This window comes from Paracoccus sp. C2R09, assembly GCF_018860625.1.
Classification (GTDB): domain Bacteria; phylum Pseudomonadota; class Alphaproteobacteria; order Rhodobacterales; family Rhodobacteraceae; genus Paracoccus.
The window spans coordinates 78,072-90,430 of record NZ_JAHKQB010000029.1 but is presented as its reverse complement, the minus strand read 5'-3'; the positions used below and the strand labels follow the sequence as shown (position 1 = coordinate 90,430).

13 protein-coding genes are annotated in these 12,359 nt (G+C 66.9%); 10 read left to right on the top strand and 3 right to left on the bottom strand.

Annotated features, from left to right (window positions below; translation table 11 throughout):
• Positions 1–71 precede the first annotated feature (71 nt).
• The 10 genes from KO490_RS12280 to KO490_RS12235 all read left to right on the top strand — a co-directional run bounded on the left by KO490_RS12280 (position 72) and on the right by KO490_RS12235 (position 9,531).
• The gene (locus KO490_RS12280) at positions 72–944 is read left to right on the top strand and encodes a metal ABC transporter substrate-binding protein (RefSeq protein WP_216019718.1); all 873 of its coding nucleotides are present in this window, start codon (positions 72–74) and stop codon (positions 942–944) included.
• Positions 941–1,792: a manganese/iron ABC transporter ATP-binding protein gene (locus KO490_RS12275; RefSeq protein ID WP_216019717.1), complete on the top strand. Its 852-nt coding sequence runs from the start codon at positions 941–943 to the stop codon at positions 1,790–1,792. Before KO490_RS12280 ends, KO490_RS12275 begins: the two co-directional genes overlap by 4 nt.
• Positions 1,792–2,655, top strand: coding sequence for a metal ABC transporter permease (locus tag KO490_RS12270; RefSeq protein ID WP_216019716.1), 864 nt, complete (start codon positions 1,792–1,794; stop codon positions 2,653–2,655). The genes KO490_RS12275 and KO490_RS12270 overlap by 1 nt, the downstream gene beginning before the upstream one ends.
• Positions 2,652–3,461 carry a metal ABC transporter permease gene (locus KO490_RS12265; protein ID WP_216019715.1) on the top strand — a complete coding sequence of 270 codons (810 nt, stop codon included), beginning with the start codon at positions 2,652–2,654 and terminating at the stop codon, positions 3,459–3,461. Before KO490_RS12270 ends, KO490_RS12265 begins: the two co-directional genes overlap by 4 nt.
• A 59-nt stretch (positions 3,462–3,520) precedes the next feature.
• Positions 3,521–4,834 carry a GH1 family beta-glucosidase gene (locus KO490_RS12260; RefSeq protein ID WP_216019714.1) on the top strand — a complete coding sequence of 438 codons (1,314 nt, stop codon included), beginning with the start codon at positions 3,521–3,523 and terminating at the stop codon, positions 4,832–4,834.
• Between the two features lie 76 nt (positions 4,835–4,910).
• Complete coding sequence (locus tag KO490_RS12255) at positions 4,911–5,075, top strand: hypothetical protein (RefSeq protein WP_216019713.1); 165 nt, start codon at positions 4,911–4,913, stop codon at positions 5,073–5,075.
• Positions 5,075–6,256 (top strand): VWA domain-containing protein, encoded by a 1,182-nt coding sequence (locus KO490_RS12250; protein ID WP_216019712.1) that lies wholly within the window; start codon positions 5,075–5,077, stop codon positions 6,254–6,256. Before KO490_RS12255 ends, KO490_RS12250 begins: the two co-directional genes overlap by 1 nt.
• Positions 6,257–6,296: 40 nt before the next feature.
• Positions 6,297–6,980 (top strand): M48 family metallopeptidase, encoded by a 684-nt coding sequence (locus KO490_RS12245; protein WP_216019711.1) that lies wholly within the window; start codon positions 6,297–6,299, stop codon positions 6,978–6,980.
• A gap of 41 nt (positions 6,981–7,021) precedes the next feature.
• Positions 7,022–8,197, top strand: coding sequence for a hypothetical protein (locus KO490_RS12240; RefSeq protein ID WP_216019710.1), 1,176 nt, complete (start codon positions 7,022–7,024; stop codon positions 8,195–8,197).
• Complete coding sequence (locus KO490_RS12235) at positions 8,194–9,531, top strand: cytochrome P450 (RefSeq protein ID WP_303462984.1); 1,338 nt, start codon at positions 8,194–8,196, stop codon at positions 9,529–9,531. Before KO490_RS12240 ends, KO490_RS12235 begins: the two co-directional genes overlap by 4 nt.
• Here KO490_RS12235 and KO490_RS12230 read toward each other — a convergent pair.
• The 3 genes from KO490_RS12230 to KO490_RS12220 are packed head-to-tail and all read right to left on the bottom strand — an operon-like array spanning position 9,528 to position 12,333.
• Positions 9,528–10,649, bottom strand: a complete 1,122-nt coding sequence (locus tag KO490_RS12230) for an ABC transporter ATP-binding protein (RefSeq protein WP_303462985.1) — start codon at positions 10,647–10,649, stop codon at positions 9,528–9,530. The two genes, KO490_RS12235 and KO490_RS12230, sit on opposite strands and share 4 nt — an antisense overlap.
• The gene (locus tag KO490_RS12225; RefSeq protein WP_216019709.1) at positions 10,646–11,464 is read right to left on the bottom strand and encodes an ABC transporter permease; all 819 of its coding nucleotides are present in this window, start codon (positions 11,462–11,464) and stop codon (positions 10,646–10,648) included. The genes KO490_RS12230 and KO490_RS12225 overlap by 4 nt, the downstream gene beginning before the upstream one ends.
• Positions 11,461–12,333 carry an ABC transporter permease gene (locus tag KO490_RS12220; RefSeq protein ID WP_216019708.1) on the bottom strand — a complete coding sequence of 291 codons (873 nt, stop codon included), beginning with the start codon at positions 12,331–12,333 and terminating at the stop codon, positions 11,461–11,463. Before KO490_RS12220 ends, KO490_RS12225 begins: the two co-directional genes overlap by 4 nt.
• Between the last annotated feature and the right edge of the window lie 26 nt (positions 12,334–12,359).

The following is a 12,359-nucleotide window of genomic DNA, read 5'->3' as shown; positions in this document are numbered from 1 at the left end:
CAGTTGCAACTGGTTCTCAACTGTTGACAGTTGAGAACGATTCGCAGAAGGTCCGGCGCAGGAGGTCCATAATGCTTCGCACCCTGACTGCCCTGCTTCTTCTGTCGCCCCTGTCGGCCCATGCCGCCGACCTGAAGGTCGCGACCAGCTTCACCATCCTGGCCGACATGGCCCGCAACGTCGCGGGCGACCTGGCCGAGGTCAATTCCATCACCCCGCCCGGCGCCGAGATCCACGGCTATGAACCCACCCCCCGCGACGTGATCGCCATCAGCGACAGCGATCTGGTCATCGTGAACGGCATGAACCTGGACGACTGGACCCAGCAGTTCCTGTCGCGTGCGGGCGACGTGCCGGTCGCGGTGCTGTCGGACGGGGTCCAGCCCATCTCGATCACCGGGGGCGATTACGAGGGACGCCCGAACCCCCATGCCTGGATGGCGCTGGATTCGGCGCTGATCTATGTGGACAACATCGCGGCTGCCCTGGCGGGCGTCGATCCGGACAACGCGGACGCCTATGCCGCCAATGCCCAAAGCTACAAGCAGCGCATCACCGATACGATCGGCCCGCTGCGCGAGGCCGCCCGCGCCCTGCCCGAGGATCGCCGCTGGCTGGTCTCGTCCGAGGGGGCGTTTTCATATCTGGCGCGCGATTTCGGCCTGAACGAGCTGTTCCTGTGGCCCATCAATTCCGACGGCCAGGGCACGCCCCAGCAGGTCCGTTCGCTGATCGACAGCATGCGGGAAACGGGCGCGCCGGTCATCTTTTCCGAAAGCACGGTCAGCGACCGGCCCGCGAAACGCATCGCGCAGGAAACCGGGGCGGCCTATGGCGGCGTTCTCTATGTCGACAGCCTGTCGGATGCATCGGGGCCGGTCCCGACCTATCTGGACCTGCTGCGCGTGACATCCCGCACGATCATCGAAGGGATCTCGAATTGAGCGACAACGGCATCGAGGCGACGGGACTGACCGTCGCCTATCGCAATGGCCACCGCGCATTGCACGACGCGACCTTCACCGTGCCGCGCGCATCGGTGACGGCGCTGGTGGGCGTGAACGGCGCGGGGAAATCGACCCTGTTCAAGGCACTGATGGGGCTGCTGCACCACGCCTCGGGCCAGGTGTCGATCATGGGGCTGGAGGTGCGCCAGGCGCTGGCGCGGAACCTCGTGGCCTATGTCCCGCAATCCGAGGAGGTGGACTGGAGTTTTCCGGTCCTGGTCGAGGACGTGGTGATGATGGGCCGCTACGGCCATATGGGCTTTCTGCGCCGCGCCCGCGCCGCCGACCGGCAGGCCGTGACATCGGCGCTGGCGCGCGTCGGCATGACCGATTTCGCCCAGCGCCAGATCGGAGAGCTGTCGGGCGGCCAGAAGAAGCGCGTCTTCCTGGCCCGCGCCCTGGCGCAAGAGGCGCAGGTCATCCTGCTGGACGAACCCTTCACCGGCGTCGACGTGGAAACCGAGCAGGCGATCATCGCGCTGCTGCGCCAGATGCGCGACGAAGGCCGCGTGATGCTGGTCTCCACCCACGACCTGGGATCGGTCCCCGAATATTGCGACCGCGTGGTGCTGGTGAAGGGCACGGTGCTGGCATCCGGCCCGACCGCGACGACCTTCACCCCCGAGAACCTGCGCGAGGCGTTCGGCGGGGTGCTGCGCCACTTCATGCTGGGCGGCAGCGATCTGCATGACGACCCGGACCAGCGTGCCGTCGATGTCTTCACCGATGACGAACGTCCGTTGATCTTCTATGACGAACGTCACCGCACCGGGGGCGGCGCGTGATGCTGGACCTGCTGCTGACGCCGTTCGAATACGGCTACATGGCGACCGCGATCTGGGTTTCGGCGCTGGTGGGCGGGGTCTGCGCCTTCCTGTCGGCCTATCTGATGCTCAAGGGCTGGAGCCTGATCGGCGACGCGCTGTCCCATTCCATCGTGCCGGGCGTCGCGGGCGCCTACATGCTGGGGCTGCCCTTTTCTATCGGCGCGTTTCTTGCGGGCGGACTGGCCGCGCTGAGCATGCTTTTCCTGAACAACCGCACCGGGCTGAAGCAGGACGCCATCATCGGGCTGATCTTCACCGGGTTCTTCGGGGTCGGGCTGTTCATCGTGTCGCTGAACCCCGTCGCGGTGGATCTGCAGCTGATCACCATGGGCAACATCCTGGCCATCGCACCGGGCGACGTGGTGCAGCTGATGCTGATCTCGGGGGTGTCGCTGGCCATTCTGCTGCTGAAATGGCGCGACCTGATGGTCGTCTTCTTCGACGAGAGCCACGCCCGCACCGTGGGCCTGCACCCCACCCGCCTGAAGGCGCTGTTCTTCACCCTGCTGGCGGCATCCACGGTGGCCGCGATGCAGACCGTGGGCGCGTTCCTCGTGATCGCGCTGGTCGTGACGCCGGGGGCCACGGCCTATCTGCTGACCGACCGCTTTCCGCGGCTGATCGTGATCTCGGTCGTGATCGGCAGCGTGACCTCGGGGATCGGAGCCTATGTCAGCTTCTTCATCGACGGGGCGACGGGCGGGATCATCGTGGCCCTGCAGACGATCCTGTTCCTGCTGGCCTTCACCTTCGCGCCGACCCATGGCGTGCTGGCATCGCGCAGGCGCGCCCGCGCCGCCATATCGGGGGGCGAGGCATGAGCTGGCTGACCCTTCCCTTCAGCTTTCCCGTGATGGCCGATGCGGCCATGATCGCGGTCATCGTGGCGATCCCCGCGGCGATCCTCAGCTGTTTCCTGGTCCTCAAGGGCTGGGCGCTGATGGGCGACGGGATCAGCCATGCCGTGTTCCCCGGCATCGTGCTGGCCTATATCCTGGGGCTGCCGCTGCTGGCGGGGGCCTTCGTCGCGGGGATGATCTGCGCGACCGGCGCGGGCTGGCTGGACGCCAACAGCCGCATCAAGTCCGACACCGCCCTGGGCGTCGTCATGGCGGGCATGTTCGCCCTGGGCCTGATCATGTTCGTCATGTTCCCCAGCAACGTGCACCTGGATCACATCCTGTTCGGCAACATCCTGGGCATCGGGCCGCAGGACTTCGCGCAGGCCGTCCCCATCGCGGGCGCGGTGACGGCGATCCTGCTGCTGAAATGGCGCGACTTCGCGCTGCTGGCCTTCGATCCGGTGCAGGCGCGCGTGTCGGGGCTGCGCACCGGCTGGCTGCATTACGGGCTTCTGGCGATGATCGCGGCATCCGTGGTGGCGATGCTGTCTTCGGTCGGCATCATCCTGTCGATCGGGCTGCTGATCGCGCCGGGGGCCATCGCCTTCCTGCTGACGCGCAGGCTGCAGGCCATGATGACCGTCGCCACGGCCATCGCGGTCGGCGCATCGCTGGCGGGCGTCTGGGCCAGCTTCTGGCTGGACAGCGCGCCTGCGCCCACGATCATCGTGATCCTGACGGGCTGCTTCGTGCTGGCCTTCATCTGGCGTCAGATCCGCAGCTGACGCCCCTTTCAAATGGCGTGGCAGCATGCCAGCATCCCGGCGCAATCAAGGAGAGCGTCATGCTGCCACCCCGTTCCGACTTTCCCGCCGATTTCGTCTTCGGTGCCGCCACCTCGGCCTATCAGATCGAGGGTTCGGCCCATGGGAATGCCGGGCCGTCGCATTGGGACAGCTTCGCCGCGACGCCGGGCAACATCATGGACGACAGCGATGGCAGCATCGCCTGCGACCATTACAACCGCTGGCCCGAGGATCTGGACCTGATCAGCGATGCGGGCATGGATGCCTATCGCTTCTCGACCAGCTGGGCGCGCGTCATGCCCGACGGCGTCACGGTGAACCCCGAGGGGATGGATTTCTACGACCGGCTGGTCGACGGGATGCTGGAACGCGGGCTGCAGCCGCATCTGACCTATTACCACTGGGAACTGCCCGCGGCCCTGGCGATCAAGGGCGGCTGGCAGAACCGCGACGTGGCGGCCCGCTTTGCCGATTACTGCGTGGCGGTGAATGCGCGGCTGGGCGACCGGATCGCCGGCGCGGCCACCCTGAACGAGCCCTGGTGCATCGCCTGGCTGTCGCATTTCCTGGGCCATCACGCGCCGGGGCTGCGTGACATCCGCGCGGCGGGTCATGCCATGCATCACGTCCTGCTGGCCCATGGTCAGGCCATGACCGCGCTGCGTGCGGAAGGGGCGAAGAACCTCGGGATCGTGCTGAACTTCGAGACCGCGCATCCCGCCGACGACAGCCCCGCCGCCGCCCGCACCGCCGAGGTGCAGGACGCGATCTACAACCAGTGGTTCATCCGTGCGCTGATGGGTCAGGGTTATCCCGAGGCCGCGCTGGAAGGTCTGCGCCCCCACATGCCTGCCGGGTGGGAAGGCGACATGGACACCATCGCCCAGCCGATCGACTGGCTGGGAGTGAACTACTATACCCGCAAGCTGCACGCGCCGGGTGGCGGCCTCTGGCCTGCCGCGGCCGATGTGACCGGACCGCTGCCCAAGACGCAGATGGGCTGGGAGATCCGGCCCGAGGGCCTGACCGAGTTCCTGACCCGATTGCAGCGCGACCATGTGGGCGACCTGCCCGTCTTCGTGACCGAGAACGGCATGGCCGAGGCCGCCGGCCCGGACGTGACGCAGGATCCGACCCGCGTGGCCTTCATCGGCGATCACATGCGCGCGGCCCGGGCGGCGATGGATCAGGGCGTGAACCTGCGGGGGTTCTTCTACTGGTCGCTGCTGGACAATTACGAATGGGGCTGGGGATACGGCCCCCGCTTCGGGCTGGTCCATGTCGATTACGCGACCCAGAAGCGGACGCCGAAATCCAGCTGGCACGCGATGCGCGCGATGCTGCGGGGATGACCGACCAGCGCCATGTTGCGACCGCGCCACCCGCGCGGTATCTGCGACAGGACCGGCATCGCAGGGGGAACGCGCCATGATCGTCATCGCAGCCATCGTCATCGGGGCCGCACTGGGCTGGCGCCGTGCGGGCAAGCTGGGCGGAAACACCCGCGACCGCATCCAATACGCCGCGGTCCATGCCATCGTGCTGGCAGCTGTGGGCGTGCTGGCCACCGTCCTCATCGACAGGGCGATCTGATGTTCCTGCCCTTCCTCGACAGCCTCCGCCGCCAGGGCGTGCCGGTATCGCTGCGGGAATGGCTGGACCTGATGGCGGGAATGGAGGCGGGCGTCGCGGGCTGGACCGTGGACGGGTTCTATCACTTCGCGCGCATGGCGCTGGTCAAGGACGAACGCCATATCGACCGCTTCGACCGCGCCTTCGCGGAAACCTTCGCGGGGTTGCAGGACATCCCGGTCGAGGCGCTGGTCGATGAACGCGCCCTGCCCCGCGAATGGCTGGAGAAGCTGGCCGAGAAGCTGCTGAGCGAGGAAGAGAAGGCCGCGATCGAGGGATCGGGCAGCTTTGACGAACTGATGCGCAAGCTGCGCGAAAGGCTGGCCGAACAGCAGGGTCGCCACCAGGGCGGGAACAAGTGGGTGGGCACCGCGGGCACCTCGCCCTTCGGGGCCTATGGCTACAACCCCGAGGGCGTGCGGATCGGCCAGGACGAAAGCCGCCACCGCCGCGCCGTCAAGGTCTGGGACAAGCGCGAGTTCCGCGACTTCGACGACAATGTCGAACTGGGCACCCGCAACATCAAGGTCGCGCTGAAGCGGTTGCGCCAATGGGCCCGCCACGGCGCGTCAGACGAACTGGACCTGCCCGCCACGATCCGCGCCACTGCCGATCACGGCTATATCGACGTGCAGACGCGCCCCGAACGTCGCAACGCGGTCAAGGTGCTGCTGTTCCTGGATGTCGGCGGCAGCATGGACGACCATATCCGCGTCGTGGACGAGCTGTTCAGCGCCGCGCGGGCCGAATTCAAGCACATGCAGCATTTCTACTTCCACAACTGCCTCTATGAGGGCGTGTGGACGGACAATCGCCGCCGCTGGAACGAACAGATGCCGACCTGGGATGTGCTTCATCGCTTCGGGCGCGACTACAAGTGCATCGTGGTGGGCGATGCGTCCATGTCCCCCTATGAAATCGCGGTGCCGGGCGGGGCGAACGAACACTGGAACCCCGAGGCCGGAGAGGTCTGGCTGCGCCGCCTGACCGAAACGTTCCCCGACCATGTCTGGCTGAACCCCGTACCCGAGGGGCAATGGGGCTACACGCAATCCATCGGCATGATCGGCCAGATCTTCAAGGAACGGATGATGCCCATGACGCTGGACGGATTGACGCGGGCCATGCGGGTTCTGGGCTGAAACGCTTCCATCCGGTGGCGCGTGCCCCCATCTTGGTGCCATGCTCAAGCTGACCCCGATCCTGCTGCTGATCCTCTATGTCGCCGCGATGTGGTTCTTTTCCGCATGGCGCCTGCGGCAGGAATTGAACCAGAAGGCGACGCCCCTGCGCCATCCGCGCCTGACGCCCATGCTGGAACGGCTGGGCGCGGCGATGGACCTGCCCCCGATCAGCGCCCATGTCTACGAGGTGGCGCCCGTGAACGGTCTGGCGGCCCCCGACGGGCGCATCTTCCTGACGCGCGGTTTCCTGGACAAGCTGGACGCGGACGAGGTCACCCCCGAGGAACTGGCCAGCGTCGTGGCCCACGAGCTGGGCCATGTCAGCCTGGGCCATTCGCGGCGGCGGCTGATCGATTTCGCGGGCCAGAACGCGATCCGCATGGCGCTGGCGGGCGTGCTGGGGCGTATCCTGCCGGGTGTCGGGGCCTGGATCGCCAATATCGTGGCCACCGCCGTCGCCGCCCGCCTGTCGCGGCAGGACGAATTCGAGGCCGACCGCTTTGCCAGCGCGCTGATGATCAAGGCCGGACTGGGCGTCGAACCGCAGGTCTCGTTGTTCCACAAGCTGGACGCGCTGACCGGCCGTCGCGGATCGCCGCCCGCCTGGTTCCTGTCCCATCCCCCCGCCGCCAAGCGGATCGAGGCCATCCGCACGCATGAGGCCCGCTGGACTTCAACCTGAGCGTGCGGCCTCCTATTGTGGCGATGGAATCAGAGGCCCGCATGACCCGACCCTTCCGCCGCCATGTCCTGTATCTTCCGGGCTTCGATCCGATCCCGCCCCGCCGGTATCGCGAGCTGTATCGCCGCGAGGCGGCCGAGCAGGCGCGCATCTCGGGGCACCGGATCGAACTGACCGGTGCCAGGCAGGGGCCGAATTTCGGCTGGACCGTCGATGCCGTGATCGAGGGCCGCCCCGTCGCCGCCAGCTTCGAGGTGCTGCAATGGACCGACATCGTGCAGGCCTCGATGGGGCGCGGGATCGCAGGCACCTATGGTCTCATGGTCCGGACCTTCTGGATCTACATGTCCAGCGGCGCGGTCCCACGCCTGATGCGGCTGCGTCGGGGGCCGGTGCTGGCGGCATTCTATCCCTTCGCGGTGCTGCTGGCGCAGCTGCTGACGGCGGTTCTGGCGGCATGGCTGGTCGCATGGGCGCTGCCCATCGGCTGGTTCGCCCTGCCATTGGCGCTGGCGGCGTTCTGGGGCGTCCTGGTGCTGGGCCGGCGGCTGGATGGAAGGCTGTTCGCATATTATCTGATGCACGACTATGCCTTTACCGCCGTCCAGAAGGGTGCATACCCCCCGGCACTGGAGGATCGGCTGGCGACGTTCCGCACGCGCCTGTCGGACCTGCTGCGCGACGACCTGGACGAGGTTCTGGTCATCGGGCACAGCTCGGGCGCCTATCTGGCAGTGTCGCTGCTGGCGGACCTGCTGCGCGACCGCCCGGCCCCCGCCCGCCCCGCGCTGTCGCTGATGACCCTTGGGCATGTCGTGCCGATGGCGGCCTTCCTGCCCGATGCCGACCGGTTGCGCGACGATCTGGGATACCTGTCGCGGGCAGATGGCATCTTCTGGCTGGACGTGACCGCACCGGGCGATGCCTGCTGCTTTGCGCTGTGCGATCCGGTGGCGGTCTGCGGGATGAGCGGAGACGGGCAGAAATGGCCGCTGGTCGTGTCGGCGGCCTATTCGCGGACGCTGTCGCCCGAACGACGGGCGCGGCTGCGCTACCGTTGGCTCAGGCTGCATTTCCAGTATCTCTGCGCCTTCGACAGGCCGGGGAATTACGACTATTTCGCGATCACGGCGGGGCCGCGGCCCCTGGCCGAGCGTTTCGCGGGGCGCAAACACTCGCCAGGCCGGATCGCCCGCCCCGTGGGTGCGCGCCCGTGACCGCCCCCCGCCCGAAGGGGGCCGAGGGGCGCGGGACGCTGCTGCGCCTGATGCGCGGGTTTCGAAGCGACCTGCTGGGTGCGCTGCCCGAACGGTTCTATCATGCCTGGATGGCCGAGTTCCGCAGCCCGCTGATCCACAGCTTCTTCTGCAACGATCTCGCACTGCTGCGGACCATCCTGCAGGACCGCCCTGCCAATTTCCCCAAATCGAACCGTATGCGCGAAGGTCTGGCCCCCCTGCTGGGCGATGGCGTCTTCATCAGCAATGGTGCTGACTGGGCACGCCAGCGCCGCATCATCGACCCCGCATTCGAAGGCGGCCGCGTCCGCGAAAGCTTTGCCGCCATCCTGCAGGCCGCGCGCGCGGCGTCGGATCGGCTGCCCCGGGGCCGGGTCGATATCGAACCCCACGCCGCCCACGGCGCGGCTGACGTGATCTTTCGCAGCCTGTTTTCCATGCCCGTCGAACAGGGCATCGCCGCGCAGGTCTTTGATGCGTTTCGCCGGCATCAGGAAACGCAGCCGCTGGTCAACCTTGCCGCGCTGCTGCCCCTGCCACGCTGGATGCCGCGCCCGCATTCGCGCCGGACCCGCGCCACGGCGGGCCATATCCGCGGGCTGATCGCGGAGCTGGTGGCCGAACGTCAGCGCGCGATCGACGCAGGCACCGCGCCCGACGATCTGGCAACCAGGATCATGACGACCCCCGACCCACAGACCGGCCAGTGCTTCACCGCCCCCGAGATGGTCGATCAGGTCGCGGTCCTGTTCCTTGCGGGGCACGAGACCAGCGCATCCGTGCTGGCCTGGGCGCTGTGGCTTCTGGCCGAGCATCCCGAATGGCAGGACCGCGTCGCAGCCGAGGCTGCGCTGCTGTCGCAGGACTTCGCCAGCCTCTCGCGCCTGAAGGACACGCGCGCGGTCTTCCGCGAGGCACTGCGGCTCTATCCGGCGGTGGCGATGTTCGCGCGCGAGGCTGCCACCCCCCAGACCTTCCGCGACCGCACGGTGCCAAGGGGCGCGCAGCTGGTCGTGTCGCCCTGGCATCTGCACCGCCATCAGCGCCTGTGGGACCGTCCCGACGAATTCGACCCCGCGCGGTGGGACACACCCGAGGGCAAGGCCAGCGCAAGGCGGGCCTATCTGCCGTTTTCCGCCGGACCCCGCGCCTGTCCCGGTGCATCGCTGGCGATGGTCGAAGGGGTCGTGATGCTGGCGGCGATCACGGGGGCGCACAGGCTGCGCACGACCGAACGCCGGCCCGAACCCGTCGCGCGGCTGACGATCCGCGCGCGCGACGGCATCTGGCTGGACCTGAGCCCGCGCCCCTAGCGGAACAGCACCAGCGATCCCGGCGACCATGCCACGCGGACGCGTGTGCCGACCTCGGGGACCTCGCGACCGAAGACGTTGCGCATCGAAATCCGCACGGGACGCTGCCGCCCGTCCAGACGGTCCACCCCGTCCAGTCGCAGATCGTAATAGGTCATGTCGCCGTAATAGACGACCTCGTCGATGATCGCCTCGGTCTCTCGTGGTTGGTTGTGCGGCTGACCCGGCGCCACCAGGGTCATCGTTTCGGGGCGGAAGCCGATCATCTCGCCCGGGTCGTCGGGGTTCGACCGGCTGCATTGCGCCTCGGGCAGTTCGACCTGGCCCAGGCCCGGCACATCCACCACGACACGACCCCCGATATCCGAGATCACGCGGGCGGGCAGGAAGTTCATCACCCCGATGAAATCCGCGACCCGGCGCGTCGCGGGCCGGGCATAGAGCGCCTCGGGGCCGTCGAGCTGCGCGATCTCGCCCTCGAACATGACGGCGATGCGGTCGGACATGACCAGCGCCTCTTCCTGGTCGTGGGTGACCAGGACGAAGGTGATGCCCACCTGGCGCTGCAGCTTGATCAGTTCGACCTGCATCTGTTCGCGCATCTTGCGATCCAGCGCCGACAGCGGCTCGTCCAGCAGCAGCACCTTGGGCTTCAGGATCAGGGCGCGGGCCAATGCCACGCGCTGACGCTGCCCGCCCGACAGGGCATGGGCGGCGCGGTTGCCGTAGCCCTTGAGGCCGACCATCGCCAGCGCCTCATCGACGGCGGCGGCCTTCTCGGCCTTGGAACGCGAATCGCGGCGCAGACCGAAGGCCACGTTCTGCGCCACGGTCAGATGCGGGAAGATCGCATAGGACTGGAACACCATGTTGGTCGGCCGCTTGTTCGCGGGCACGTCCTCCATCCGCTTGCCGTCGATCAGCACGGCGCCTTCGCCGATATCCTCGAAGCCGGCGATAGTGCGCAGAAGCGTGGTCTTGCCGCAACCAGACGGCCCCAGCAGCGAAAAGAACTCTCCGGCCCGGATCTTCAGGTCGATGCCGCGCAGCGCGTGATAATCGCCATAGTATTTCTGGACGCCATCGCATTCGATCATGGTCTTGGCTGCGTCGGTCACATCAGGCCTCCGGTCGGGGAACCGCCGATGCGGGCATTGCCCCGGCGGCGGAAATATTCGCCGATCGCCAGCAGGACGATCGACAGCACGACCAGCACCGTCCCAAGCGCCATGATCACAGGGATCGCGCGCGGGAACCGCAGCTGGCTGAAAATGTAGGTGGGCAACGTGGGTTCGTTGCCCGCAAGGAAGAAGGCGATGATGAATTCATCAAGGCTGATCGTGAAGGATATCAGCAGGCTGCTGATGATCCCCGGCATGACCAGCGGCAGCGTCACCAGCCGGAACGCGCTCCATTTCGTCTCGCCCAGATCATAGGCCGCTTCCTCGAGCGAGCGGTCCAGCGATGCGAAGGCCGTGGACAGGATGGCGATCCCGTAGGGCATGGCGACCAGCGTATGGCCCAGGATCACGGTCAGCAGCGACAGCTGCACCCCCATGCCCAGCAGCACGACCAGCAGCGACATGGCCACGATGATCTCGGGCAGGACCATGGGCAGCATGATCAGCCCCATGATGCCGCCCTTCATCGGGAATTCGAACCGCGACGATGCGCGCGCCGCGAAGATCCCCAGGCACGTCGCCAGCACCGAGGACGCCACCGCGATGGTCAGCGAATTCATCAGCGCGCGGCGCAGGGTCGCGTTGGACCACATCGCGTCGAACCATTGCAGCGAAAAGCCCTGCAACGGAAAGGCGATGATCGTGCCGGAATTGAACGCGAACATCGGCAGAAGCACGATGGGCGCATAGAGGAACAGCAGATAGGCCACGGCATAGAACTGCAGGCCCCGACCGCTGGAATGGATGCTCATTGCGGCCTCTTGAGGAAACGGCGGTTGAGGAACAGGAACAGCATGCTGATCAGCGCGACCGCCAGCATCGCCGTCACCGCCAGCGCGGACCCCAGCGGCCGGTTGTCCAGCGCCAGCATCTGCACCTGGATCATGTTGGCGATCATCGGGATCTTGCCGCCGCCGATCACCTCGGGGGTGACATAGTCGCCGATGGTCGGGATGAAGACGATCAGCGACGCCGCGATCACGCCCGGCATCGCCAAGGGCAGCGTCACCCGCCAGAAGGTCATCGCCCGGCTCTCGCCCAGGTCGCGACCGGCCTCCAGCAAGGAACGGTCGATCTTTTCCAGCGCGACGAAGATCGGCAGGATCGCGAAGGGCGCATAGGCATGGGCCAGCGTCAGCACGATCGAGTTCACGTTGTAGAGGATGAAGGTCAGCGGCTCGTCGATGATCCCCAGCCCCGTCAGGCTGCTGTTGATCACGCCGTTATAGCCCAGGATCACCTTCCACAGGAACACCCGGATCAGATAGCTGGTCCAGAAGGGAATGGTGATCAGGAACAGCCACATCGCCTTGCGCTCGGGGCGCACGAAAAAGCTGACGTAATAGGCGATGGGAAAGGCCAGCACGACCGTCGCGAAGGTCACGACGCCCGCCACGACCAGCGACCGGGTCATCACCACCCGCACGATGGGATCGGACAACACCTCGCGGTAATTCCCCAATGTGAACTCGCGCAGCACCTCCAGATATCCGTCGGTCAGGAAGCTGTAGGTCAGGATCGTCAGGACCGGCGCGGCCAGGATCACCAATGCGTAGAAGAACGGCGGAGAGATGAGCGTGAGCCCCGCCCGGGCCTCTGCGTCGAATCTGGCCTTGGCCATCGCTGTCCTTCCCGTGTCGTCGCTGC

Excerpts from the sequence above, each read along its gene's own strand:
- KO490_RS12280 (WP_216019718.1), top strand. The coding sequence starts at position 72 with ATGCTTCGCACCCTGACTGCCCTGCTTCTTCTGTCGCCCCTGTCGGCC.
- KO490_RS12270 (WP_216019716.1), top strand. The coding sequence starts at position 1,792 with ATGCTGGACCTGCTGCTGACGCCGTTCGAATACGGCTACATGGCGACC.
- KO490_RS12265 (WP_216019715.1), top strand. The coding sequence starts at position 2,652 with ATGAGCTGGCTGACCCTTCCCTTCAGCTTTCCCGTGATGGCCGATGCG.
- KO490_RS12260 (WP_216019714.1), top strand. The coding sequence starts at position 3,521 with ATGCTGCCACCCCGTTCCGACTTTCCCGCCGATTTCGTCTTCGGTGCC.
- KO490_RS12255 (WP_216019713.1), top strand. The coding sequence starts at position 4,911 with ATGATCGTCATCGCAGCCATCGTCATCGGGGCCGCACTGGGCTGGCGC.
- KO490_RS12250 (WP_216019712.1), top strand. The coding sequence starts at position 5,075 with ATGTTCCTGCCCTTCCTCGACAGCCTCCGCCGCCAGGGCGTGCCGGTA.
- KO490_RS12245 (WP_216019711.1), top strand. The coding sequence starts at position 6,297 with ATGCTCAAGCTGACCCCGATCCTGCTGCTGATCCTCTATGTCGCCGCG.
- KO490_RS12240 (WP_216019710.1), top strand. The coding sequence starts at position 7,022 with ATGACCCGACCCTTCCGCCGCCATGTCCTGTATCTTCCGGGCTTCGAT.
- KO490_RS12225 (WP_216019709.1), bottom strand. The coding sequence starts at position 11,464 with ATGAGCATCCATTCCAGCGGTCGGGGCCTGCAGTTCTATGCCGTGGCC.
- KO490_RS12220 (WP_216019708.1), bottom strand. The coding sequence starts at position 12,333 with ATGGCCAAGGCCAGATTCGACGCAGAGGCCCGGGCGGGGCTCACGCTC.